The sequence below is a fragment of the Azospirillum sp. TSO5 genome, from assembly GCF_003116065.1.
Lineage (GTDB): Bacteria > Pseudomonadota > Alphaproteobacteria > Azospirillales > Azospirillaceae > Azospirillum.
Window position 1 is genome coordinate 1 of record NZ_LGQY01000033.1, and the last position, 24,390, is coordinate 24,390.

Genomic DNA, 24,390 nt, shown 5'->3' on the forward strand with positions numbered 1-24,390 from the left:
GTTACTCCACTTTCCCGAGCTTGAGTTTCTGGTTCGTTCCTATATCCCGGACAATCTGGTCACTTTCGTGTAGTGACCCCAAGTACCTGCGGCTGATGCCGACGGAGCGCGTCGAGGTGACCGGCAAGGACGGCGGTCCAATCGAGACCAAGGCCACCGTTGACCTGTCCAGCCTGTCCGTCGAGGAGCTGGAGGCGCTCAACGCCGCTGCGGCGAAGGTCAAGAAGGCCGAGGGCTGATCGTGCGGCCCGAGGAACTACTCGCTCACAGGGACGCGATCGAGAAGGCGCTGTGCGAGCGGTCGCTTTACGCCTTTCTCAAGGCGGCGTGGTCGAGCATGGATCCGGCCGAGTTCACCGACGGCTGGCACCTGCGGGCAATCTGCGGGCAGTTGGAGAAGGTAGCCCGTGGCGACATCCGCGACGGGGTCGTGTGCGTGCCGCCGCGACACAGCAAGCCGGTAGACGTGAACGCATGGGTTGTTGAACGCGCCCGCGGGCGCATCAGGCTGGGTGATGTCTCTGTTGGCGATGAGGTTCTGACCCACAAGGGGCGATTCCGCCGAGTGACCGCCGTCCACGAACAAGGCACGCTGCCGGTGGTCGAGGTGCGAACGTCCAAAGGGCGCTCGGTACTATCCGCCCCCGATCACCCATTCCTGACCGTTCGTGGCTGGGTGCCGGCGGGGGATCTGGTCCCGGGTGATGTTGTTGGGGCGGTGCGCTCTGAAGAGTGCGGAACCGACACGATTACGGAGGAGGAGGCTAGGCTCCTCGGCTACTTTGTGGGCGACGGGTGTACGAAATATAAGCAAATGACCATCACGAACATTGATCGTGGGGTTATTGAAGACGTTCATCGCTGCGCTCGCGCCGTCGGATTTTACTCTTCCGAATACAAGAGGGCCGGAACAGAAGCCGTAAAGATCGTCATTAAGTCGGACGAGAATCCGGGGAAGTGGCGGGGGCCGAACAAGCCGAAGCCGCCGTTGTGGAGGTGGCTTGAAAAGCACGGGCTTTTCGGCAAGTGCAGCTACACCAAGCGCGTCCCACCAGCCGTGATGACTGGGTCCAGAAACATTATTGGTCACTTTCTCGGCGCGTATTGGGCATGTGACGGTTCGGTCAAGGAGCGGAAAAATAGACAGTCATCCTCACAGCGTATAACGGCGCAGACTGTCGGCAAGGGTTTGGCGACTGATGTCCAGCACCTGTTCTTGCGCCTCGGGATGTCAGCCGGCGTATATGAGCACAAGCTGAATATTGTCACGAAAAGGCAAGGCGACAACGGATATATCTCGTACAGAATCTGCGTTGATGCGGTTGATTCGTGGAAGTTCTCCGCGCTCATTCCGACATCCCACGCGGCAAAGTCTGGCGCCGCCCTGACGATCTCTCCGGCTGTTTTTGACAAGCCGCTTGCCGAAGATGAGGTTATTAGCGTAGCCCCTGCCGGGGTTGCCGTCTGTCGGTGCTTGACGGTGGATGAGGATCACTCGTTCACAGCTAATGATATCGCCGTCCACAACAGCCTGATCATCTCCGTCGCCTTCCCGGCCTGGATCTGGACGTGGTGGCCGTCGTGCCAGTTCATCGCAACATCCTACGCCGCACCGCTGTCGATCCGCGACAGCGTGAAGATGCGCCGGCTGGTGGAGTCGCCCTGGTACCAGAAGCACTGGGGCAACAAGGTCGTGCTGGTCCACGATCAGAACCAGAAGCAATATTTTCAGACCACCGCTGGCGGTCACAGGTTCTCTACCTCGGTTGGGGGACTCCTAACGGGGTATGGTAGCGACGTGTTCCTATGCGACGACCCGCATAACGTCGTCGATTCCGAATCCGAAAACACCCGCACATCCACCGTGACGTGGTGGCGCGAGGCCGTGCCGACCCGTCTCAACGATCCCAGGACGGGGCGCAAGCTGGTCATCCAGCAGCGGGTGCACGAGAAGGACGTGGCCGGCTGGTGCATCAAGGAAGGCTACAGCCACCTCGTGCTGCCAGCCGAGTTCGAGCACGACCATCCGCACCTGTCGCCACTGGATCAGCGCACGCAGGACGGCGAGCTGCTGTGGCCGGCCCGGTTCGGCCGCGAGGAGATCGACAAGCTGAAGCGGTCGCTCGGCAGCTACGCCGTTGCCGGCCAGTTCCAGCAGCGCCCTGCCCCGCGCGACGGCGGTATGTTTAAGCGGACTTGGTTTGAGATCGTACCTGCCGCGCCGGCGAAGGCGCGCCGCGTCCGCCGGTGGGATCTCGCCGCCACCAGCACCTTGCAGTCCGAGGACCCGGACTGGACTGCTGGCGTGCGGATGTCCCGCGATGACGCCGGTATCTTCTACATCGAGGATACCCGACGTCTGCGTGAGACCTCGTGGAAGGTCGAGCAGGCCATCCAGAACACCGCCAGCAGCGACGGCAAGAATGTGCCGATCGGATTCCCCCAAGACCCAGGCGCCGCGGGCAAGGCGCAAGCGGCCTATCTGGTGCGGCAACTGGCCGGCTACATGGTCAAGACCGCGCCGGAGACCGGCAGCAAGGAGACCCGCGCCGCGCCCTTCGCCGCCCAGGCTGAGGCCGGCAATGTGAAGCTGGTCAAGGGCGACTGGAACGACGCCTTTCTCGACGAGCTGTGCAGCTTCCCGAACGCCGCCCATGACGATCAGGTGGACGCCGCGGCCGGTGCGTTCCGCATGCTAATCGACGGCGGGACGACCGGGCTGCTGGACTTCTACGCGGCCATGGCGACGCAGCAGTATCTGCTGGAGCGCATTACCAGCCTTACGCCGATCCAGCGCACCGCCCTGCACTACATCGAGAACACCGGCGGTCGGCCGACCATCGCCCATTTCGACAACGACCACGACCCAATTGGCAGCCGCCTGCGCGCTGACCTGCTGCGCGACGGCTGGATCCACGAAACCGACGGACACCTCTCGCTGGCTGACGGCGTTGCCGCCGCCCTGACCCGGAAGGATTGACGACATGGCCCGCCCCGAAGGCACGCCGATCGAGCCTGGATTCCTGTCGCGCGTGGCGCAGGGCTTCAAATACGCGCTGCGCGGCGGCACGGCCATGGACTGGTTCGGCCCGAGCCAACCGCTCCAACCAGCCGCGCCGGAGGAAGTGAAGGGTCGCGCCTGGGACTTCCCCACCGGCACGAACCTCCAGACCCGGCCGCGCGGCACCGAGGGGGTGTCGTTCGAGCAGCTTCGGGCGCTTGCGGATGCGTACGATTTACTCCGTTTGGCTATCGAAACGCGTAAGGACCAGCTGTGCCGCGTGCCGTGGTCCATCCAGCCGCAGCAGCGGCCGGACCAGCAGATGCGCGACAAGCCGGACCAGCGCTGCGCCGACCTGGAGGCGTTCCTGAAATTCCCGGACCGCCGGCGGCCCTGGGCGCGTTGGCTGCGCACCCTCGCTGAAGACCTGTTCGTGCTGGACGCCCCGAGCCTATATATCCGCAGGTCGATGGCCGGAGACGTCTTCTCGCTCGATGTGATCGACGGCGCCACCATCCGCCCGCTGGTGGGTGCCGATGGACGCTCGCCGCTGCCGCCGGAGCCGTGCTACCAGCAGGTTCTGAAGGGCGTGCCGGCGGTCGATTACACCGCCGACGAGTTGATCTACCTGCCGTTCAATCCTCGCAGCAATCGCGTCTATGGCTACGGCCAGGTCGAGCAGGTGATCCGCACCGTCGAGATCGGTATCCGGCGGCAGATTCACCAGATGCAGCACTACACCGAAGGGAACGTGCCGGAGGCCCTGTGCGGCGTGCCGGAGGAATGGAGCCCGGACCAGATCGACCAGTTCCAGCGCTACTGGGACAGCCTGATGGAGGGAAACACGGCAGCCCGCCGGCACATGAAGTTCGTGCCGGGCAAGCTGGCCATCCAGTTCACCAAGGACGTGGCCCTGAAGGACATGTTCGACGAGTGGCTGGCGCGGGTGATCTGCTACGCCTTCTCGCTGCCGCCGACCGCATTCGTCCAGCAGATGAACCGCGCCACCGCCCAGACCGCCCAGGAGGCGGCGCTGGAAGAGGGCCTCGCGCCCCTCATGCAATGGGTGAAGGAGCTGCTGGATCTCATCATCCAGAAGCACTTCGGCTACACGGATCTGGAGTTCGTCTGGAAGAACGAGAAGGAACTGGACCCCGCCGTCAAAAACCAGCTTGAGATCGAGAAGCTGAAGGTCGGCCTGCTGTCGTTCGACGAAATCCGCCAAGCCGACGGCAAGGCCCCCTATGGCATCGGCCCGATCATCTTCGGCGTCGGGCCGGCCGGCTTCATCATGGTGGAGGATCTGAAAGACCCCGCCAAGCGCGCGGCGCTGATGAATCCGCAGCCCCCTGCCCTGCCCGGCGCGGCCGGAGAGCCGCCCCCTGGTCACCCGGGCGCCCCGCCCTCCCCTGCTCCGGCGCCCGGCCCGGCGATCAGCGAGGCCCACCATGCTGCCGCGGCGGCCCTGCACGCGACCGTGTCCTCGGCTCCCGCGCCCCGACCAGTCGCCGTCGAGACGGAGCCGCTGAACGAGGCGCACCAAGCGGCTATCGATCATATCCACGAGATTTTCGGCGTCACGCCCCAGCAGCAGGCGCAAGATGACGGCGCCCACACGCCGGAGATCGCCGAGGCCATGGCCGCGCTGCAGGAGACGCTGGGTAAGCGTGCCGGCCCTTTCGATGATGCGCTCGCCAAGGCGTCCCCGCCCTATCTGCTGAGGATCGCCGAGGCGGCCGAGAGCGGGCTGGTGCAGGCGTTCGGCAACGCGCTTCTGTGGTGGAATCGTCAGGGCGAGCGGATCGGCGAAGACGCCGCAATTGCCTCCTCGCCCGACGATATCGCACTGCCGATCGACGAGATGGAGCGTCGGCTGGACCCCGCCTTCGGCAAGCTGCGGTCAGTCTTCCGTGAGGCCGGCGAAGCGACGGTGAACGACAACCTGCCGGCACCGCCGGGCAGCGAGCGGATCGACTTCAATTTCGATCTGCGTAACAGGCGCGTCACCGACTTCCTCGACGGCTACAAGATGGACCTGATCCGGCACATCACCGCCGATCAGACCGAACAGGTGCGGGCCATCGTGACCGATGCCGCCACGCGCGGCGAGCCGCCGGCAACCATCGCCCGCCGCGTGCGCGACGTGGTCGGCTTGACGCCCTATCAGGCGGGTGTCGTGGAGACCTACCGCGCCGAGCTGGAGCGACTGGCCCCGGCCGCGCTGTCGCGAGTGCTGCGCGACGCTCACTTTGATCCCACGCTTAATCGGGCGCTGGAGAGCGGGCAGGCGCTGGGCGACGAGCAGATCGACAAGATGGTAGCGGCGTACAAGCGCCGGTTCCTCGACATGCGCGCGATGACGATTGGCCGGACCGAGAGCATCAGGGCCGCCAACCATGGCGCCCGCATGTCGGTAGCCGCCATGCTGGACGATCCCGAGATGGAGGGGTTGACGGTCGAGAAGACGTGGATGGCGACCGACGACCACCGCACGCGCGACAGCCACCGGGCCATGAACGGCCAGAAGGTAGTCGGGCTGGACACGCCATTCGTCACGCCCAGCGGCGTGCAGATGAGCGGTCCGCACGATCCGGCCGCGCCTGCCGAAGAGGTGATTAATTGTCGGTGTACGTGCAAATTTAGGCTGGTGCCGGCGGCGGGGGCGGCGTTCTAACGGGACAAAACAAAAACCCCGCCACCAGACCGGTGAGCGGGGTTTTTGTTGTCATGCCGCCATGCGACTGGCGATCAGGTCGGCGATCTCGCGGGCCTCCTCCAGGGTCGGCGTGCCGAGATCCTTGTGAGTCTCGGCGTCGAGTGCCGGGTGATTGTCGGCCATCACGTCGGCCAGCAGGATAGTGCGGCCTGCGTCGGTGTCTCCGAACACGCTGTAACCGGCAACTGTCTCGGCCTTGCCGTCGATGCTGACGGTCATGTTCTCAACGGCGGTCTTAACGATCTTCATGCTATTGCCTTTCTGGTTGGTTGTCGTCAATGCCGCGCCGGAGCGCACATACCGAGCGCCACCGGCGGGTTGTTGATCTGCGCGCGGGCCATGTTGAACCAGGACATGCCGAAGTGTTTCATGATGCCGCTGCGGGCTTCGGCCAGCGTGTCGTAGACGCCGGTCTGCCAGTCCTCGATGAGCGACGAAGATCCGTGCAGTCGGTCGCGGCGCTTGATGTTCTCCACGGCTTCCCGGCTGCCATTGCAGTCGGATACCTGGATGGTGCGCTTGCCGGACTTGTACCCGAATGCCGACACGACGATCGGCCCGTAGCTCAAGCTGTTGCTTTCCATGTTGGATTCTCCCTGCGCCGATCATTCCGTCGGCTGGTTGGGTTCTGCCTATTATGACGATATGGACTATTTGCGCAAGGAAAAAGCCTTCTCGGGTCTGTTAACCTTCAAGCCCCAATCCGTCACCTCCCCGCACCTTTCCTCCAAGATGGTGATCCGCCATGAATGAAGTCGTCGGTTACCTCAGCCTCACCAAGGCGGACGAGGAGAGGCGTCTGGTCTACGGACGCGCCACGCAGCAGGTGGTCGACCGCGCCGGGGAGGAGTTGGATTACGCCAGTGCCGTGCCAGCGTTCCGCGAATGGTCTGAATCGTTTGAGCGTTCCACCGGCGGCCTGAGCAAGGGCAATTTGCGGGTTCAACACGACCCGAAGAAGGTCGCCGGCAAGTTCGTCGACATCATCTTCAACGATGCCGATCGCGCCATCGACGTCGTCGCGAAGGTGGTCGACGATAACGAGTGGAGAAAGGTGCTGGAAGGCTGCTACACCGGCTTCAGCATCGGTGGGGGGTACGCCAAACGTTGGGTTGAAAACGGCATCAAGAAGTACACCCCTCGGATTAGCGAAATTTCGCTCGTCGACCGCCCATGCGTTCCCACCGCCAGCTTCATGGAGATCCTGAAGGCCGACGGCAGCGTGGAGCGCCGCGAGTTCGTCGTAGACGCCGACAACGGCGCTCTGATTGATCCGGAGCACAACCAGCGCATCAGCGGATCGCTGCCGCCCGGCGAAGAGGTGCCGGTCCGTTCTGACGCCGACCGCCTGCGCGCCATTGCCGCCCTGGCCGGCGGCATGATGCCCAATTCGCCCGATGCCGCCATGCCCGTGCCGGATCAGATGACCGACACGCGCGAGACCGCCCAGCCGAAGCCGGTCGATACCAGCGCCGTGGAGAAGGTCGCCATGTTCGGTGATCTCTACAAGGCCGACGGGCGCAAGGGGCGCGATGGCGACGGTGACGGCAAGCTGAACGAGGGGAAGGCGAGCGCGGTCATCGGCGGCGCCCTGCTGGGCGCCTCGGTCGCCTCCACCCCCGAAGCGGTGAATGTCGCGCGGCGTGGCCTGGACGCTTTCCACGGGGCGGTCCTGGGCTTCAAGACGCGCAACGACGCGCGCGATTTCAAGACGCGCCGCCTGACCGACGGCCCTTCGTCGGCTCCATCCGGTCTGCGCACCGCCCTGGAGCGGACCATCGGCGGCGCAAAGGCTGGCGTCGCCGCCGGCAAAGGCATGGACGCTGCCGCGCAGAAGACCTTCGACGAGGGCGTCCGCGCTCAGTCCAGGATGCGGATCGGGCCGATTGCGATGGCGCCAGGAGATGGCGAGAAGGTGCGGCACGCCTTCGCCGCGCGCAGCTTCATGCAGTCCCGCGCGAAGGGCGCTAAGCTGGCCGCGTTGCTGGCTGGCGGCGCGGCGGGTGCTGGAATCGGCTACGCCATGAGCAAGTCGGAACCGGTTCTGTTCAGCGATCTTTACAAGGCGGATTGGGACGAATCCAAGCATCCGCGCGATGACAATGGTCGCTTCACCGGCGTCGGCATGGGCGTCGCCGCAGTCGGCGGCGCGCTCGTCGGGGGTGCGCTCACGGCTGCCGCGCTGCGCACCGGTCGCGGTCAGGCAGCGATGTCGGCCGCCCGCGCCAGCATGGGGCCGATCACCCGGGCCGTGGACAGCGTGTCGAGGGACACCGCGGCGGCGTGGCGTGTCGCCAGCAAGACTGCCGCCGGCCAGTTTGTCGGGAACCAATACAAGAACTTCCGCTCGCTGCCGCGACTGGTGCAGGCCGGCGCCGTTGGGACCGCCCTCGCCGTGACGCCGGGCGGCGATAAGCTGTTCGGACTGGTGGGGCTCGACCCGAACGCCGAGTGGACCAATGGCGGCTTCCGCTTCAGCATCAAGTCCAAGAACACCGGCGCGAACGTCTTCAGCCAGAATGTGAAGCTGTTCAACGAGGACGCTCCCACGGCGCCGCAGCCCCAGCAGCAGCCCTATCAGCGCCCTCCGCTCGCCATGCCGCAGCCTCAGCAGGCGGCGCGCTCCTACGAGCAGACGGGCAGCATCATGGGTCAGCCGGCCGCTCGGCCCGCCGTGGCGCAACCGGCCCAGGCGCCCGCTCCCACCCCGGCACAGTCGCAGCCGGCGGCTCCTGACGCACGGGCCGCTTACAGCGAGCGTCCGCAGATCAATCCGCGCAACGAGGCATATCAGCGCCTCAAGCACGGTGTGAACATGGCCATTGAGAGGGAGGCGTATTTCAAGGGCGACGGGGATCTGGCTTGGGCAAAGAACGTCGAGCAGGTCGACGATGCCGCGCGCAAGTCCCGCGATATCAACTACGCCGAAGCTCAGGATGTCGTGAACAAGATCCGCTTCAGCATGTGGACGAAGCCGAGTGCTGCCAAAGGTGATTACGACGACCTGAAGGATCACATTGAGGTTCGGCACTCGCCCGGTCGCGATGGCAAGTCGGACTATGAAAGCGACAACGGCGACCTGTACCGGAAGGCCGACAAGGCGTTGGTGCGGTATGCGCCACACCTGTCGCGGCCTCAGAAGGAGGCTCTGTACGCCTTCATCGACAGCAAGCGGATCCCACCGGACTACGACATGATCAAGGCCGCCACCTTCGGCGATTTGTTCAAGGCCTGGGACGAGCCCGCTCCCCTGCTGTTCGGCGACCTGTTCAAGGCGGAGTGGGAGGAATCCAAGCACCCACGGGACGGCGAAGGCCAGTTCGCCGACGTGCCGGGAAAGGGGAACGATTCCGACCCTTTTCACGATGGCCGCGGCTATTCGGTCGCGGCCAAGAAGCGCGCTCATGAAACCGCCGTCAAGGTCGCCAAGCCTGACACCAAGGAGTACGCCGAGGCCTATCACAAGGCCATGATCCAAGAGGATCCGAAGTACCGGTCGGAGCACACCCAGGTCATCGAGGAGCGCCGTGGTCGCGACGTGTGGCCCATCATGGCAGCCAAGGCGACCAGCTGGGCGGCATTCGGCGGCGGTGCGGCACTGGGCGCGGCTCTGCCGAACAAGCGCGTGGGGCAAGCGGCCGGCGCGCTGTTCGGTGGCATGTTCGGTGCGGCACGCGGCGTGGTCGGCGGCGTGGTGAACCCGACGCGCTCATTCAAGTTTGCCGGCCGGAACGTGACGATCGGCGGCAAGGACTGGGCGTCGCGGCTGATGGCTGGAGCCGCCGGAACGGCGCACGGCGCGGTGTCGGGCGCCTTCAAGGGCGCTCGCGCGGCCACTCGCAGCACGAAATGGAACCGGGCCGCGAACGCCGGCATCGCTGCCAATGCCGTCGGCTGGGGCGTCTACTTTGGGGTGCAGCCTCCGGTTCACTTCCTCGGCAACGTCAACGACGCGGCGCGCGGCGGTGCCCGCCGGGTGGAGAAGTAAATGACCGATATCGCATCCTGCATGGCCGCGCTCCAGCAGACGCTCGCCAAGTCCGACGGTCGCGCCGGCCGTGACGCCGACGGCGACGGCAAGCTGAACGAAGGCCGCCATGCCGCTCAGATGGTTGCCGGTGGCGTCGGCGCGGCGGCGGCCAGTACCGCCCTGGCCCATTATGGCGCCAAGGTTGGCGAGTTCGCCGGCGAGCGCGCCGGCCGCAAAGCCGAGGCTTACACCCGCCTCGCCGGTCGCATCGCCCGTCGCCATGTGCAGCACGCCCCCGATCCTGGAATCCCGATCTTCGCCATGGGCCGCGCCAAGGTGGCTGTGGGTGATCTGGCAGCCAAGCAGTCCATGTTCTCTGGCAAGCTCGCGCGCCAGCTGGGGCGCTTCGCCGGGCACGGCATCGGCGCCGGTGCTGGGTTGGCCATGGGCGGCATCGTGGGCGATCTGGTCGGCGATCGAATCGGGTTCGGGGCGCACCAGGCGGTCACCGGCGACAAGGGCGAGTGGGATTACCGCGCCAATACCCTGGGCGGTGCTGGCGCGGGGATGGTCGGCGCGACGGTCGGTCACATGGCCGGGCAGATGGGCGTCGGCATGCGGCACAAGCCGCGCCTTCGGGCCGGCCGCAGCTTCCTGTTCAGCCTGCTGGGCGGTGTCGCCGGTGAGGCGGTCGGTAACTGGGCCGACCGGCGCGGGAAGGTGACCCAAGGGCTGCTGGGCGAGCGCAGCATCTTGGGCGATCACCGGCCATTCCACAGCGACACGCTGAAAGCGGATGGCATCTCCGCCGCCGCGGCGGACCTCCAGCAGACGCTCACCAAAGGCTGGAGCGAGCACGCCGCCCGTGCCGCAGCGCAGGCTACTGCCGCCCCCACCGAAGCCCAGGCCAAGGCCGGCAATTACGCCAAGGGTCGGCTGAAGGTTCATGGCTTGGACGTGGTGATCGAGACCCCCGCCGGCACCGAGCGCCGTGGCGTGGGGCCGGACGGAAAGCCCTGGTCGGTGCGGATGCCGGCGCATTATGGATATGTCGGCGGCACGAAGGGTGCCGATGGTGATGCAGTGGACGTCTATCTCGGACCGGCGCCATCCGCCAAGAACGTCTACGTGGTCGACCAGATCGACCCGGCCACCGGCCAGTTCGATGAGCACAAATGCGTGCTGGGCTGCCACACCGAAATGGAAGCGGCCCAGCTTTACCGTGACGGGTTCAGCGACGGCAGTGGTGCACGGCGCATGGGGGCAATCACCGCCATGCCGATCGACCAGTTCAAAGATTGGCTGCGGAGCGGCGATACCAAGAATCCTGTCGCCTACGCCCCGCCGATGGAGAAATTCGCGCAGATCGCGTGTGCGCTCAGCACGATGATTGGAGAGCCCCGCCGAAATCATGCCGTTTCGCATGTTACGGTTGGGAGGGCGCTCGCCAAATCGGCACGCGGAACTGACGGCGACCACGACGGCATGATCCACGACGGCCAGCAGGACCAAAGCGCGGCGCCTGCGCCCTCCAAGGCTGGCGTGGCGGAGCGTGAAGGTGGCGGGCTCGGCGAAGCTGTCGGGTTTGCGTCCGGCGGCATCCTGGCGGGCGTTGCTCTCGGTCATAACCGGCAGAAGGCCGGCTTGAAGGCCGCACCGTCCGCAGGTGCCGGCAAGGCAATGTCGCGCAGCGGGCTTCAAACGCGCCTCAGGGCGATCTCGCGCATGGGCGTGAAGGGCGTCGCCGCGAATGTCGCGCGTTCCGCTGGCGGCGGCGTGGCGAGAATGGTTGCCGGTGGTGTCGGCGGGTTGGCCATCGGCGCTGCCGGCGCGGCTGCCGGCGCGGCTGCCGATCGGGCGCTCGGTAACGCCAAGACGCACCAACGGCGCGAAGGGGATTTCGAGGCGATCGGCAACCTTGCCGGCACGGTGATCGGCGGCATGGTGGGCGGGACGCTGGGCGGCGCGAGCGGCGTGCTGACCGGCCCGGGCGCCATTGCGACAGCCATCGCTGGCGAGGCGGCTGGTGCCTACGGTGGCGGCAAGCTGGGCGGCGCGCTGGGCCGCCTGCTGGACGGATCAAAAAGAAAAACCCCGCATCAGTCGATGCGGGGTTCGGCTTCTCCGGCGTAGTAGAGCGCGGCGGCCAAGACTGCCGTAAGCGGAATGGCGGCTCCAGGCCACATCATTACGCCGACGAAAAGAGCTTTGGAAAGATAGTCCATAACTCGACTCCTTGTTGATCTTCCAATGATCATACAAGAAAGAGAGAGTATTCGCAAGGATTTACTCTTGTCCATTACCACCGGCGACGGTCTGGTCGCCGACGATCGCGTTACATCCCGACGGAAGCGTCGGGGGTGGCGACGCACCATCATGGGCGCAGCCCGTTGCGGCAGCCCGAACCTCCGCAACCTGCACAAGGGTGAGAGCATGTCAGAGATCGACGACATGCTGGGAGCGCTCCAAAAGAGCGTCCTCAGCATTCTGGAAGCGCCGGAGGCCGAGCGCAAAGACCTGCTGACCAAGTCGGTCGGCCAGTTCAACGAGGCGGTGACCGGGTTCGTCGGCGCCGTCGCCGAAGACGCTTTCCAGCAGGGGCGCGTCGTCGACTTGCTGAAGTTCGATGGCATGGGCGAGGGCGGCGTGCTGGCGAAGGGCATGGACCACGTCGCCGGGTTCGCGCTGGTCATGAAGCAGCTGGAGTTCTTCCTGGAATCCTGGGCCGGCGAGGTCGAGGAGGAATCCGGCGAGGGTGCGCAGGCCGGCGGTACGGCGCAGGAACCGCCGCCGGGCCTCGTCGCGGCGGCACAGTGGTACCAGATGGGCCAGCAGGTGCTGAAGTTCCTGGTGGGCCACGCCACCGGCGACGACAGCACGGAGGCCGATGCGGGCACCGGCGCCGAGCCGCCCAAGGATCCCGGCACCGACAAGGGCCAGGAGCCCCCGCCCGCCCCTGCCGCATCCGAGCAGAAGCAGGCCGAACCGCCGCCGCCCGCCGCCGACGAGAAGAAGGACGCCGGCGCTGCCCCGGCCGAGAGCGGCAACCAGACCGACGAGGACGACGAGAAGAAGCGCGCCATGAGCAAGGCCGACGGCACCGAGGGCGGCGACCTGCTGGCCAAGGTCGAGGCGATGCTGAACGAGCGCCTGGAGAAGGTGGCGGCCGAGAAGGACGCCGAGCTGGCCAAGGCCGCCGCCGACAACGCTAAGCTGCTGGAAGAGATCGAGGCGCTGAAGAAGTCCACGCCGGCCCCCGCGAAGGGTGCCGTGATGGCGGTCAACAAGGCCTCCGACAGCAACACGCTGGGCAAGAGCGATGGCGAAGCCGACCTCCAGGCGGAGGCCGAGCGGCTGTCCAAGATGGACCCGGAAGCCCGCGCGCTGGAGATGATCAAGATCGCCCAGCGCCGCCCGCATCCCGCCACGCTGCGCTGATCAGCCACCGAACACGGAGCCGGCCGTCAGGCCGCCGTATCGCCCCGCCGGGACATCCCGAGCGGGGCTTTTTCATGTCCAACGGCCAGACGGCCAAGGAGATCCCCAGATGACGACCACCGTTCAGGAAACCCTGGCGCTCCTGAAGTCCATCCAGGCGCAGGGCGGCGACGAGGCCCTGGCCAAGAGCATCACGACCGCGCAGGGTCTGGTTGCCTACGACCTGCAGGCGCCGGCCAAGAACCTGTATCCGCAGTACACGCCGCTGCGGAACGAGATTCCGCGCGTCGGCGGCGGTATCGGTCTGGCCACCAACTGGCGCGTCGTCCAGGCGATCAACGGCTCGGGCTTCGACGCGATGGGCTGGGTGCCGGAGGGTCAGCGCTCCGGTCGCATGAGCTACCAGACCGCCAACCGCTCGGCCAGCTTCGTCACCATCGGCGAGGAGGACCAGATCTCGTACGAGGCCATTCATGCGGGTCAGGGCTTCGAGGACCTGCAGGCCAGCATGCGGATGCGCCTCCTGCAGAAGATGATGCAGAAGGAAGAGCACGCGATCATCGGCGGCAACGCCTCGCTCGTCCTGGCTCAGCCGACCGCCCCCACCCTGTCCGCCGGCGGCAGCGGCGCCACTCTGCCGGGCGCACCGACGACCTACTCGGTCATCGTCGTCGCCCTGACCTACGAGGGCTTCCGCGGCTCCTCGCTGGCCAGCGGCGTGGTGACGTCCAAGACGATCACCGGCGCGGACGGCGCGAACTACACCCTGAACGGCGGCTCCTCGGCTCCGTCGAATGCGGCCACCCAGGCGATCACCCTCGGTCAGGTGCTGTCGTGCTCCACGCCGGCGGTCACCGGCGCGGTCGGCTACGCCTGGTTCGTCGGCACCTCCGGCAGCGAGACCCTGCAGGCGATCACGACCATCAACTCGGTCAAGTTCTCGGCACCGTTGGCCGGCGGCCGGCAGCCGGCCTCGGCGGTCAGCGGCGACCACTCGCGGAACAGCGACTATGCCTTCGACGGCCTGCTGACCACCGCCCTGGGCGCCGGCTCCAACGCCTACGTCAACTACCTGCCGACCGGCACCGCCGGTACGGGGTCGACGCTGACCAGCTCGGGCCGCGGCTCGATCGTCGAGATCGACGTCATGCTGAAGGCGATGTACGACAACTATCAGGTCTCGCCATCCACGCTGTACGTCAACAGCCAGGAGCTGAACAACATCACCAACAAGGTGCTGACCAACTCCTCGGCCCCGCTGCTGCGCTACGACCAGCCGGTCAACTCGTCCGACCCGATCGCCCTGATGGCCGGCGGCACGGTGTCGATGTATTTCAACCCGTTCAGCAACAACGGCGGCTACAAGATCCCGATCAAGATCCACCCCTACTGCCCGCCGGGCATGATTTGGGGCTGGAGCAAGGATCTGCCGATCCAGTACCAGTCGAACAACGTTCCGAACGTCGCGGAAATCAAGACGAGAAAAGACTATTACGCAATCGATTGGCCCATCAAGACTCGCCAGCAGGAAAGCGGCGTTTACGCCGAAGAAGTGCTGGCCGTCTACGCCCCGTTTGCCATGGGGGTTATTGGCAATATTGCCAACGGCTAAGGCCGGCGGCACGGCGGGGGCTTCGGCCCCCGCCATTTTTTATTTGTCCGCAATCTGGAGGCCCCGACATGCCCCCCTTCTTCGACAATCCCGACGATCCCCATTCCAGCATCAGCCTGCATGGCGTGCCGCTCGAAGTGCAGCGCGATGGTCGCGTGTTCGCGCCGGCCGAAGACGCCGAGACGCTGTCCGCCCACGGCTGGCGCGTGTCGCTGAATCAGGATGACGGCACCGGCGAGACGCCTGCCGCCCCCACCCTCGCACCAAGCGAGCACGTCGTGCCGCCGCCGGCTGCCGCCGCCGATCAGCCGCCGGCTGGCGGCGATGTCGACAAGACCAACGATGGCGTCGATAAGCCGGAAGACAGCGACCAGCCCACCGACGATCAGCAGTCCGACGGCACCGGTGAGACGCCTGCCGGCGATACCAAGATCGATCCCGCAACCATGGACAAGGCCGCCCTGCGCGCCTTCCTGGCCGAGCACGGTCAGAACCCCGGCCCGGCCACGGGTGAGGAGAAGCTGCGCGCCGCGGTGGCGGCCATCCTGGCGGGCGGGGAGTAACAGCCATGGCGACGGGCGATCTGACGACGCTGACCGCGGTCAAGGAGTGGCTGGAGATCACCGACGGCAGCCAGGACGCCCTGCTGTCGCGACTCATCACCGCCGCCAGCACCGCGATCCAGAACAGCCTCAATCGCCCGTCGCTGGTCCCCACCGTTTATGAAGGCGTCTTCGACGGGACTGGCGGGACCAGCATCGTGCCGAAGAACTATCCCATCACCGACGTCGCGTCGGTGGCGGTCGACGGCGCGCCGGTGTCGCTCGACCGCGTGGTCTGGGATGCGGTTTCCATCTCGCTGACGGCAGGCACATTCCCCCGCGGGCGCAGCAATGTGCGGATCACCTACACCGCTGGCCAGCCCGTTCCGGCCGATGTGGAGCAGGCCTGCCTGCTGACCGTCCAAGCGATGTTCGGCAGCTTGGACCTGGATCCCAATCTGAGCAGCGAGAGCGGGACCGGCTACAGCTCCAGCTTCCGCGAGACGGCCGGCGCCATCCCGCCCGCGGCCAAGGCGCTGCTGTCCCAATACAGGCGGGTGTTCTGATGGGATTCGATCGGCGCGTCCGTGCCCGCACAGCATCAATCGCGCGCCGCCGCGGCACGACCATCACCCTGCGGCGCGTGACCACGCTCGACGGCCCCGGCCCGGCAGCCATCAACCCGCCGAACGCCGCCGTGCTGACCGTCGCCGCGAACGCTGTTGCCGGCGCGACATCCATCGCCCTGCGGGCGCGGTCGCTCAGCGGTCGCCTGATTCCCGGCGATCGCTTCACCGTGCCGAGCGACGCGACCATCTATACCGTTGCGGCCCAGGCCATTGCGGTCAATGCGCAGATCGGCGCGGCGCAGTTCACGCCGCCGCTGGTGGCCGACGTCGCCGCTGGTGTGTCGGCGCACATGATCTACGCCGCCGACAAGGCGGTTGCTGCGCGCGTGGAAGGGTTCCCCGAGCGGCTGATTGACGGCACGCTGATCCGTGTTGGCGACCTGCAGGTGCTGATCCCCGGCAGCGAGTTGGATGAGCCGCCGCGCCTCACCGACCGGCTCATCCTCGACGGTATCGAGAAGTCCATCGTCACCGTGACGCCGGTCTACGCCGCCTCGCAGATCGCCTACTGGCGCATCCAGGCGCGCTAATCGGACACGTCGTCCAGCGTGATGAAGCGCAGGTCGAGCGGCGGCGGGTTGTCACCCTCTCCGATCACCTCGTCTTGGCACAGCAGCAGCCTGATGCCGTCGACGCGCAGCACGCTCCATGTCCGCCGCAGCAGCGCGCCGCGGACAAGCGCCCCGACGTCCGTGTGGCTGACCGACAGGATCGGGCTGCCGGGACGCATCATCTCAGCGATGTGAGAGCCGAGCAGCCCGTCCACCCTCGGGGTGGCGATGGACCGCAGGTTTCCGCCTTTCAGCAGCGAGGCTGACGGGCCGAGCGCTCTCTTGAGTCCGGTAGAGATCGCCACGAAGGAAAATTCCCCATCCAGCAGCGACGCCGCTCCGGGCTGGGCCAGAATGAAGGCTCTTGCAAAGGCGTCGCTTGGGATGGCGTCTTGCTGCGACAGCATGTCGCGCAGTCTTCTCTGCATCCCGATGTCGGGAATTTGCCGTCCAGATTCCCATCTTGAAATAGTGGCTTGGTCAACTCCAAGAAGTTCGGCATACGCTGCCTGCGTGAGGCGTAGCGATTCTCTGTGCCTCCTGATGATCCACGACCAGCGCAAATGCCGCACCCTCCGGTTATTGCGTCCGCATTCGCGGAAACGCATACTGGAGTATGCGGCGTTTTCTATTTCGTATTTGTAAAAATTGGGCAGAGAATTATTAGGACTCTCCCCAATATGCGTATATATGCGCCATAGTTTGTTTCACCGTGCATTTTGCAAAATGCCCCGACACGCGAAACGCGGTAACCTAGTTGGGGGCATTTGATGCGCATTCTTGATACCTGCAATCGCACGACCATCCTCATTGAGGCAGCACAGACACTCACCGAGAGATACGCTGGCGATCACCAGATGGATTTCGTTGTGGCCTTGCTACTGCGGGAGGCGTCGAGCGGACTTGCCACAGCCGCACGGGGCTTGGAGCAACCTAAGCCAGCAAACGACCCGGCCCCGTCCCGGCAATCGGCGGGCGCCGCCTGTTAAGGGTTGAGAGAGAGGCCGCCTTCGGGCGGCCTCTTGCATTTCCGCTCCGGAGGAGACCGATGCCTGATCCGACCGTCCCCTCCGACCAGAACAGCTTAATCTACGCCGCCGGCAGCGCGATCATCCTGCTGATTGCTGGCGCCGGGGCGACACTCAAGACACTGCGGCAGCAGCGTCATACCGACAGCATCCACAAGGATTCCAGCGAGCTGTTCGATCAGCTCCAGAAGACCATCAGCCGATCCGAAAAGCGCATCGACGAATTGACCAAGCGCCTGGACACGATGGCGTCCGAACGCAATGCGGTCATGGTCGAGAATGAGCGGCTGCGCGGCGAGAACGCTCGGCTGACGGACCAGATCAATGTTTTGCGGGAAGGCCAGCAGCGCCTGGAGGGTGAGTTGAAGGCGGCTCTGGCCAAGATCGATGACATGGAAGTGCGCAATGGGGCGTGGAAGCCGGGCGATCCCGATCGCCGGAGCCGCGGCGCGCAATGAGTGATTTCAGTTTCGCCATCAGCCGGTGGTGCGACAGGGCGAAGGGGCGCGCGACTGCGGTGTTGCGCGGCACCGCCCTGGAGGCCGTCGGTAGGGTGCAGGAGTTGACGCCGGTCGATACGGGCTTTCTGCGCGCCAACTGGAGTGCGGTGTTGACCGTCGACGCGATCCCGAAGCCGGGAGCTCCCACGCTGGAGGCGCTCGCCACCGCCCGTGCCGGCGACGTGATCTACATCGTGAATCCTACGGCTTATGCCCGTGCAATTGAGTATGGCCGGACCGGGGAGCGGAAAGACGGCACGCAGTGGGTCATGCAGGGCCGCGGCATGGCGGCACAGACGGTCGCCGAGTTGCCGCAGATCGCCGACCGCGTGCTCAAAGCTTTGACCAAATAAAGTCCAAACAGGACTAAAATGAGCGCGATCAGCATCCAGACCGCATTTGATACGCTGCTCGACAGCAGCCAGTCGGCGGCGATCGACATCGCTTGGTTTGGTCGCGCCTTCACGCCGCAGATCGGTATGCCCTACCTCCGCCCCTCCATGCTGGCCTGCACCAGTGCGCCGCAGGGGGCAGGTGCGAACGGCACGATCCTGTGGAGTGGTCGGTATCAGCTGCTGCTGAACTACCCCGCCGCCAGTGGCCCGGACGACGCCGGGCAGAAGGCCGAGGAGCTTCGTGTCGTCTTCCGGCGCGGCCTCAACCTGCCGACCAGCGACGGCTGGGCTGTCGTGGTGGAGAACACCGAAGTGCCGCCGCCCATGCAGGGCGATGTGTGGCTGACCCAGCCCGTACTGGTGCGCTGGTGGGCTCTCGAATTTCCAACGTAAGAGGAAGCCATGGAGACCGAGATGGACACCGACCTCGCGGCTGAGACCATCGCCGCAACCGAAGAAATCGCGACGCCGGTCGACAAGAAGACCGAGGTTCTGACGCGCATCCGTGATGCGCAGTGGGGCGCCGACCGCGAGGACGGCCTGACCGCCCTGATCCGCGAGTTCCAGGCACTCGCCGCCGAGGCGCTCGCCTAAGACCCCACCCCAACATCACCGGCCGGTCACGTGCCGGTCTCCACAGCCCGCCGGCACCCGCCGAGCGGGCTTTTCTTTTGAGGAGAGCCCGCCATGGCAATCGCTTCCGGCGTCGCAAAGAAGCTGCGATTCAAGGAGGAGGCGTCCTGGGGCGTCATTGCTCCGGACAGTGACACCACCTACACCCGCAAGAGCCTGCGGCGCGTCCAGTCCACCCTGGACCTGACCAAGGACGTCTACCAGTCGAACGAAATCCGTTCCGACTATCAGGTCTACGACGCCCGGCACGGCGTGCGGAAGGTCGCCGGCAACATCAACGGCGAGTTCTCGCTCGGCACCTACGCCGACCTGCTGGCGGCGGCCCTGCGTTACTCCTGGCAGAACGGCGCCACCTTCACGTCGTCGACCGGCAGCGAGATCACGACCACCGCCAACACCATCGTGCGGGCCAGCGGATCCTGGATTGCGGACGGCTTCAAGGTGGGCGACGTCGGCCGGCTGGCCGGCCATCCGACCAGCGCCAACAACGGCGTGAACCTGCGGATCCTGTCGCTGACCGCCACCACCATCACCGTTCCGGCGGGCAGCCTGACCGTCAACGCCACGCCCGCCACCGGCGTCACGTTCGCCGTGAAGGGCAAGAAGCTGTGGGTGCCGTCGACCGGCCACCTGGACCGCTCGTTCACCTTCGAGCACTACTACAGCGACATCGGCGAGTCCGAGCAGTTCACCGGCTGCAAGGTCAACACCGCCCAGATCGCCCTGCCGGCCACCGGTATGATGACGGCCCAGTTCGGCATCATGGGCAAGGATATGCTGACGACCAGCGGCGCCTCGGCCCCCTATTTCACCAGCGTGGCGGCCGACACGACCACCGGCGTGCTGGCGGCGGTCAACGGCGTGCTGCGGATCGCCGGCACCGACGTGGCGGTGGTGACGGGCCTGCAGCTGAACATCGACGGCGGCTACACCAGCGAGCCGGTCGTCGGCAGCAACACGGTGCCGTCCCTGGTGCCGGGGCGTGTGAAGGTGAGCGGCCAGTTCACGGCGCAGTTCGACAGCCCGACGTTCCGGAACGCCTTCATCAATGAATCGGAGGTCGGCCTCTACTCGTTCATCGAGGCGGCCGGCACCGATCCGAAGGACTTCCTGGGCATCGGTCTGGAGCGCATCAAGCTGGGCGGCGCGCAGCGCGACGACGGCGAGAAGGCCATCGTCGGCACCTACCCGTTCACCGCTCTGCTGTCCACCGGTGGCACCGGGACGGCATTCAACGGCTCCACCATCGTGCTGCAGGACAGCACGCTCTAACGAGCTTCCGTCGCCTCGGCACAGCAAGGCGACGGACCGGGTGGAGGGCGGTCGGGCGCTCTCCACCCACCCAACAAAAAAGCCGGCCCAGCCACCATCTCGGTGTGCTGGGCCGGCTTTTTGCGTTTCAGGGCTGGGCCGCCTTGATCAGCAGGGCGAGCGCCGCTTGGCGGGCAATGCTTCGGTGCCTGTTCAGGTCAACGCCGCGTTGGATTTCCGAGCCATCGTGTGGGTCATAACATGGCCATTGGAATGAAGCGCCCCATCCATCGTGCGTGAAGCTCGACGGGGTCAAGCGGGCGGCGTTGCTGAAGCCAGGGACGATCCAAGTCCGCACACCGCAGCGGTGGCGCCTTGCAAGACGAAGAAGCTTCGTGTTCATCGTGAACTCCGTCATGATTTTTCTTGGGATGCCTTGATCTTATTCCAATTAGTCATTTCAAGCAAGACGAAATAGTCCCGTCCGGACTGTTACCCCAAGGCAACCTCAACCACTCCCCCCGACAGGAGTTCACCATGAGCTTCGATTTCTCCAGCCTCGACGTCGCGTCCCTGGCCGACGAGGGCGTGCTGGCACCGGTGCCGAATCCCAAGACCAACGCGCCACTGGTCGACGCCGAGGGCAAGCCGGTCGTCTCGTTCCGCATCCACGGCCAGCACAGCCTGCGCGTCCGCGAGGCCCGCCGGAAGGTCAACCAGCGCCGGGTTGCCGCCATGAAGGCCGGGCAGACCGAGATCACGCCGGAGCAGCGCGACGCCGACGACCTGGAGGTTCTGGTCGCCGCCGTGTCCGACTGGACCGAGTTCTCGCTCGACGGCCAGTCCTTCGAGTACAGCGAGACCAACCTCCGCAAGCTGCTGGGCGACCGCCGCTTCGGTCACACCAAGGGCTGGGTCGGTGAGTACCTGAACACCGACGGCAATTTTATGAAGGGCTGATCCGCCAGCTGGCGGCGTTCGCGGAGCACGAGTTCGGGCTGTCCGAGCGGCAGCCCGACGGCGCATCGCTCCGCGAGCACCTGCTGAGCGGGTGGCGGCAACGGCTGGAGCGTAATCCGCGGTGGCCGCCACCTGAAGGCCTGATCGGCCCACCCTGCCCTGACGAGCTGCGCTACCTGTGGGACTGGTACCGCGATCTGTCCCGTGGCCGCCCGGTCGGCGAGCATCCTTCACGACTGCCGCACACCGAGATCCAAGCCTGGTGCTGGTTGAACGAGGTGCGGCTGACGCCGTGGGAGCTGAAAGCCATCAAGCGGCTGGACGACATCGAGTTCCGGACCACCGTGCAGCAGATGAATAAGGCCCGCGCTGCCGCCGCGCAGCGGTGATTCCCTGGAGGGGAACATGAGCAACAAGCCCAATACGCCGGTGCTGATGAGCGCCGAGAACCAGACCGGCTGGAAGCTGGAGGAACTGCTCTGGCAGATCCGCGAGGAGATCGGCGACAAGAGCAACAAGCTGCTGACCGACAGTCGGCCGGTCGCCCGCGCCGTGCTGCGCAACAACCAGCAGATCATGGGCCTTCTCCAGCAGGCCGAGGCGCTGCAGCGGGACAGCTTCGACCGCATGCGCGAGGTGGCTCCGGATCAGGGGCCGGCCGGACGCCCGCGTATCGGCGCCGGATCGGAGGGCTGACGCCATGTCCGAATCCCCAACCCCCACCAACTTCGTCAGCGAGCGCCGGCTGGGCCGCTTCAACCTCGCCGGCGACATGATCGACCGTCACCCCGACGCCATCGCCGCGGCGCTGTCCGGCATGATCGTGGTGCGGGCCGAGGCGATCTATCACGACCGCTCAATCGACTACACGGCCTTCTCGCCGTCGTTCGCGCCGGTGGCCGATGCGGACGTGATCCCACGCTACGTCGCCGAGGTGACCAGCACCGAATCCGGCGGCATCGCGAACATCGAATGGAAGGTGAGCCCATGATCCGCGTTGCTTCGAAACCGGATGCCGGCTGTGCGTCGGGCGTCAACACCCTCATCACCGACGAGTCCGGCGAGGACCTGGGCACCAAGCTGTGCATCAGCAGCGTCGACATCGCCATCCGGCCGCGCGCTGCGGCCACCGTCACGCTGGGCGTCGACCTGATCAAGGGCGTCGATGTCGAAACGGACGACGTCACCTACAACACCATCAACCCGGCCACCGGCAAGCGGGCGCCGCTGTCCGCGCTGATCTTCCAGGACGGCACCACGGTCGCCTTCGGCAAGGGCGGCGCTTTCGACGTGGGCCACGCCACCGACGGCGCCCAGCACTGCCCGCTGGTGGCGGCGATGTTGGCGGTGCTGAACACGGTGCCGGACAGCGTGAAAGGCGTCTCCTACCCCACCCATGTCAGCGAGTTGCTGACGCGCGGACTGGAGGAGGCCGGACTGAAGCTGCAGCGCGGCGCGGACGGGATGTTCGTGGCGGAAGCGGGCTGATCTCTCGCGCTTCGACGAACGGCAATCGGGCCGCGCCTCGCTGGGGTGCGGCCCATTCGCGTTGTGGCCTCAATACCTTTTCAGCCGCATGCACTGGCTGATGAGCGACGATCCTTCCACCACCCGGTCGACAAAGTTGTGGGTGCCGGCGAGCGCCAGATCTGATTGATATTGGCACTCGGCGTAGGCGCGGTCGTAGGCGGCCTGAGCGATGGCGCGGCTGTTGTCGCTGTCGCTGGTCGCGATGATCTCCAGCCACTGCTTCGAGCGGTTCACGGCATCCACCACCTTGGCTTGGCCATCTGCCGAGCAAGCGGTCGCCTTGCCGGAATCTTCACCCTTCAGCGATGCGGCCTCGACCTCCGAGCGCGGCACGCCGCGGCCGACGGCGACTCGTGACAGATTCCTCACCGCTTCGCGTGCCGGCTCGGCTTTAGCGGGGTTGCCAGAGCACTTCTCAACATACGCCGCCGCCATGCTGTTCGACGACACTGCATCCAGCATTCCGGCACGCTTGTAGGAACTCACGCCCGGCGCCTGCTGCCCAGCACATGCAGCCAGAGATGCAGCCATCGCCAACAGCAGACCCCAGCGCATTCTTCCCTCGCGTGACGCTTCACCGCATAACGAATATCACGTGTTGCGGGGCGGCGTCAAAGTTGAGTACGGTCCAGGCGGATGCAATTGATTTTCTGGTGTTGAGATGGGTCGCTGGATAGCTAGGCTTGCAATTCGCCTACTGGGCGGGTTCGCGATATTCATGATCAGCATCGCCCTGATAAGCGTTACGCTGGCTTCCATCATGTCGGCAAAATTGGGGATCGCCATTTCCATTTTTCTGGCGATCTGGGTTGATCATCTGGCTTTCAGGAAGCGGGGGCAAAAGAAGCGCCTGGATGTCGGCAGCGCAAGCTGATATTTCCGCTTGCGCGATAGTCCTTTTTGGACTATTTCTGCTCCTGGACAAAGCATCGGTCGCCGGCCACGAACCAGCTTGACTGCCTCTAGCCGCAATGAGTACCTTCTTTGCGCGCCATGAGGCGTAGGGGCGTAGAAACCCCTTGAACAACGGCGGAACCCGACGACCCGATAGACGCGGAGCGAATCCACGACTATGCCCAGGGGCGGTGCGTGCATGTCCAGGGGAGAGATCCCTAAAGACGCACCGGGCTTGACCGTTGCCAAGCTTTCTACCCCCTGGGTGCCCGCGCGCCGTAGAAAGCGTGCAGCGCCTGTCAATTTCGTGACGGGAGCCTGCCATGTCTCAGACCATGGTTCAGAATGCGATTTGCTTTGTCCGCAACGGCGCTGTCTATGCGAACAGCCGCGACGTGGCGGCGTTCTTTGAAAAGCGGCACGATCACGTCCTGCGCGATGTGCGCGCCATTAAGCACGAAATGCGGATTAACTCATTGGAAAATAAAGATGGCCCCAAAATTGGGGACATCTCCGAAGCGTGGTTTATCGCCTCGACCTACACCGATGGGTCCGGGCGTCGCCAGGATCAGTTCGACATGACCCGCGACGGCTTCACGCTGCTGGCGATGGGCTTCACCGGCGCCAAGGCCCTGGCCTTCAAGATCCGCTACATCCAGCGGTTCAACGAGATGGAGGCAGCGCTCCGTGCCGGCACCCACCAGCAGCATAACCCAACGTCCCAGGACGATGAGCACCCC

The 24,390-nt window shown here is 65.6% G+C and carries 28 protein-coding genes; 22 read left to right on the forward strand and 6 right to left on the reverse strand.

Going from position 1 to position 24,390, the window contains the following annotated elements; genetic code table 11:
- The 3 genes from TSO5_RS33130 to TSO5_RS10615 all read left to right on the forward strand — a co-directional run.
- A partial coding sequence (locus TSO5_RS33130) for a hypothetical protein (RefSeq protein ID WP_211099783.1) occupies positions 1–239 on the forward strand: 239 nt, incomplete at its 5' end.
- 2 nt (positions 240–241) lie between these two features.
- On the forward strand, positions 242–2,980 hold the full coding sequence (terL, locus tag TSO5_RS10610; RefSeq protein ID WP_109151555.1) for a phage terminase large subunit: 2,739 nt from the start codon (positions 242–244) through the stop codon (positions 2,978–2,980).
- Positions 2,981–2,984: 4 nt separating this feature from the next.
- Positions 2,985–5,675 carry a phage portal protein gene (locus TSO5_RS10615; RefSeq protein ID WP_109151556.1) on the forward strand — a complete coding sequence of 897 codons (2,691 nt, stop codon included), beginning with the start codon at positions 2,985–2,987 and terminating at the stop codon, positions 5,673–5,675.
- Between the two features lie 51 nt (positions 5,676–5,726).
- Here TSO5_RS10615 and TSO5_RS10620 read toward each other — a convergent pair whose 3' ends face one another.
- Both TSO5_RS10620 and TSO5_RS10625 read right to left on the reverse strand, forming a co-directional pair.
- On the reverse strand, positions 5,727–5,966 hold the full coding sequence (locus tag TSO5_RS10620; protein ID WP_109151557.1) for a hypothetical protein: 240 nt from the start codon (positions 5,964–5,966) through the stop codon (positions 5,727–5,729).
- Positions 5,967–5,992: 26 nt separating this feature from the next.
- Positions 5,993–6,301: a hypothetical protein gene (locus tag TSO5_RS10625; protein ID WP_109151558.1), complete on the reverse strand. Its 309-nt coding sequence runs from the start codon at positions 6,299–6,301 to the stop codon at positions 5,993–5,995.
- Here TSO5_RS10625 and TSO5_RS32680 point away from each other — a divergent pair.
- The 3 genes from TSO5_RS32680 to TSO5_RS10635 are packed head-to-tail and all read left to right on the forward strand — an operon-like array spanning position 6,300 to position 11,820.
- Positions 6,300–6,470, forward strand: coding sequence for a hypothetical protein (locus tag TSO5_RS32680; protein ID WP_158282396.1), 171 nt, complete (start codon positions 6,300–6,302; stop codon positions 6,468–6,470). The two genes, TSO5_RS10625 and TSO5_RS32680, sit on opposite strands and share 2 nt — an antisense overlap.
- The gene (locus TSO5_RS10630) at positions 6,463–9,705 is read left to right on the forward strand and encodes a hypothetical protein (RefSeq protein WP_109151559.1); all 3,243 of its coding nucleotides are present in this window, start codon (positions 6,463–6,465) and stop codon (positions 9,703–9,705) included. The genes TSO5_RS32680 and TSO5_RS10630 overlap by 8 nt, the downstream gene beginning before the upstream one ends.
- The gene (locus tag TSO5_RS10635) at positions 9,706–11,820 is read left to right on the forward strand and encodes a hypothetical protein (protein ID WP_109151560.1); all 2,115 of its coding nucleotides are present in this window, start codon (positions 9,706–9,708) and stop codon (positions 11,818–11,820) included. It abuts the gene before it with no gap.
- Here the strand turns inward: TSO5_RS10635 and TSO5_RS33660 are convergent.
- The gene (locus TSO5_RS33660; protein WP_282183510.1) at positions 11,787–11,912 is read right to left on the reverse strand and encodes a hypothetical protein; all 126 of its coding nucleotides are present in this window, start codon (positions 11,910–11,912) and stop codon (positions 11,787–11,789) included. The two genes, TSO5_RS10635 and TSO5_RS33660, sit on opposite strands and share 34 nt — an antisense overlap.
- A 67-nt stretch (positions 11,913–11,979) precedes the next feature.
- Here TSO5_RS33660 and TSO5_RS10640 point away from each other — a divergent pair, with 67 nt between their 5' ends.
- The 5 genes from TSO5_RS10640 (at position 11,980) to TSO5_RS10660 (ending at position 16,438) form a co-directional block, all read left to right on the forward strand.
- Positions 11,980–13,125 (forward strand): hypothetical protein, encoded by a 1,146-nt coding sequence (locus tag TSO5_RS10640; RefSeq protein WP_146203722.1) that lies wholly within the window; start codon positions 11,980–11,982, stop codon positions 13,123–13,125.
- Positions 13,126–13,234: 109 nt separating this feature from the next.
- On the forward strand, positions 13,235–14,737 hold the full coding sequence (locus TSO5_RS10645) for a hypothetical protein (RefSeq protein WP_109151562.1): 1,503 nt from the start codon (positions 13,235–13,237) through the stop codon (positions 14,735–14,737).
- Between the two features lie 68 nt (positions 14,738–14,805).
- Complete coding sequence (locus TSO5_RS10650; protein WP_109151563.1) at positions 14,806–15,300, forward strand: hypothetical protein; 495 nt, start codon at positions 14,806–14,808, stop codon at positions 15,298–15,300.
- 5 nt (positions 15,301–15,305) lie between these two features.
- Complete coding sequence (locus TSO5_RS10655; RefSeq protein WP_109151564.1) at positions 15,306–15,845, forward strand: phage head-tail connector protein; 540 nt, start codon at positions 15,306–15,308, stop codon at positions 15,843–15,845.
- Entirely contained in the window at positions 15,845–16,438 is a 594-nt protein-coding gene (locus TSO5_RS10660) for a hypothetical protein (protein WP_109151565.1), read from the forward strand. Before TSO5_RS10655 ends, TSO5_RS10660 begins: the two co-directional genes overlap by 1 nt.
- Here the strand turns inward: TSO5_RS10660 and TSO5_RS10665 are convergent.
- A complete protein-coding gene (locus TSO5_RS10665) occupies positions 16,435–16,866 on the reverse strand; it encodes a hypothetical protein (RefSeq protein ID WP_247870692.1) in 432 nt (143 codons plus the stop codon). The genes TSO5_RS10660 and TSO5_RS10665 overlap by 4 nt on opposite strands.
- A 641-nt stretch (positions 16,867–17,507) precedes the next feature.
- On the opposite strand from TSO5_RS10665, the gene TSO5_RS10670 reads away from it, so the two are divergent.
- The 5 genes from TSO5_RS10670 (at position 17,508) to TSO5_RS10690 (ending at position 20,287) form a co-directional block, all read left to right on the forward strand.
- Positions 17,508–17,945, forward strand: coding sequence for a cell division protein ZapB (locus tag TSO5_RS10670; protein ID WP_109151567.1), 438 nt, complete (start codon positions 17,508–17,510; stop codon positions 17,943–17,945).
- The gene (locus TSO5_RS10675) at positions 17,942–18,340 is read left to right on the forward strand and encodes an HK97 gp10 family phage protein (protein WP_109151568.1); all 399 of its coding nucleotides are present in this window, start codon (positions 17,942–17,944) and stop codon (positions 18,338–18,340) included. The genes TSO5_RS10670 and TSO5_RS10675 overlap by 4 nt, the downstream gene beginning before the upstream one ends.
- 18 nt (positions 18,341–18,358) lie before the next feature.
- Positions 18,359–18,775 (forward strand): phage tail terminator-like protein, encoded by a 417-nt coding sequence (locus TSO5_RS10680; protein WP_109151569.1) that lies wholly within the window; start codon positions 18,359–18,361, stop codon positions 18,773–18,775.
- Between the two features lie 9 nt (positions 18,776–18,784).
- Positions 18,785–18,976, forward strand: coding sequence for a hypothetical protein (locus TSO5_RS10685; protein ID WP_109151570.1), 192 nt, complete (start codon positions 18,785–18,787; stop codon positions 18,974–18,976).
- Between the two features lie 93 nt (positions 18,977–19,069).
- Positions 19,070–20,287: a phage tail tube protein gene (locus tag TSO5_RS10690; RefSeq protein WP_109151571.1), complete on the forward strand. Its 1,218-nt coding sequence runs from the start codon at positions 19,070–19,072 to the stop codon at positions 20,285–20,287.
- A gap of 127 nt (positions 20,288–20,414) precedes the next feature.
- Here TSO5_RS10690 and TSO5_RS32175 read toward each other — a convergent pair whose 3' ends face one another.
- Complete coding sequence (locus tag TSO5_RS32175; RefSeq protein ID WP_146203723.1) at positions 20,415–20,669, reverse strand: hypothetical protein; 255 nt, start codon at positions 20,667–20,669, stop codon at positions 20,415–20,417.
- Positions 20,670–20,803: 134 nt separating this feature from the next.
- On the opposite strand from TSO5_RS32175, the gene TSO5_RS10695 reads away from it, so the two are divergent.
- From TSO5_RS10695 to TSO5_RS10710, 4 genes are all read left to right on the forward strand, one after another.
- Positions 20,804–21,226 (forward strand): hypothetical protein, encoded by a 423-nt coding sequence (locus TSO5_RS10695; RefSeq protein ID WP_109151572.1) that lies wholly within the window; start codon positions 20,804–20,806, stop codon positions 21,224–21,226.
- A 405-nt stretch (positions 21,227–21,631) separates the two neighbouring features.
- On the forward strand, positions 21,632–21,922 hold the full coding sequence (locus TSO5_RS10700; protein ID WP_109151573.1) for a hypothetical protein: 291 nt from the start codon (positions 21,632–21,634) through the stop codon (positions 21,920–21,922).
- A 4-nt stretch (positions 21,923–21,926) separates the two neighbouring features.
- The gene (locus TSO5_RS10705) at positions 21,927–22,217 is read left to right on the forward strand and encodes a hypothetical protein (protein ID WP_109151574.1); all 291 of its coding nucleotides are present in this window, start codon (positions 21,927–21,929) and stop codon (positions 22,215–22,217) included.
- On the forward strand, positions 22,214–22,714 hold the full coding sequence (locus tag TSO5_RS10710; RefSeq protein WP_109151575.1) for a hypothetical protein: 501 nt from the start codon (positions 22,214–22,216) through the stop codon (positions 22,712–22,714). Before TSO5_RS10705 ends, TSO5_RS10710 begins: the two co-directional genes overlap by 4 nt.
- A gap of 69 nt (positions 22,715–22,783) precedes the next feature.
- Here TSO5_RS10710 and TSO5_RS32180 read toward each other — a convergent pair whose 3' ends face one another.
- A complete protein-coding gene (locus TSO5_RS32180) occupies positions 22,784–23,311 on the reverse strand; it encodes a hypothetical protein (RefSeq protein WP_146203724.1) in 528 nt (175 codons plus the stop codon).
- A gap of 163 nt (positions 23,312–23,474) precedes the next feature.
- Here TSO5_RS32180 and TSO5_RS32685 point away from each other — a divergent pair, with 163 nt between their 5' ends.
- The gene (locus tag TSO5_RS32685) at positions 23,475–23,630 is read left to right on the forward strand and encodes a hypothetical protein (protein WP_158282397.1); all 156 of its coding nucleotides are present in this window, start codon (positions 23,475–23,477) and stop codon (positions 23,628–23,630) included.
- A 343-nt stretch (positions 23,631–23,973) separates the two neighbouring features.
- Positions 23,974–24,390 (forward strand): Rha family transcriptional regulator (locus TSO5_RS10725; protein ID WP_109151578.1); only part of this gene is annotated, 417 nt, incomplete at its 3' end.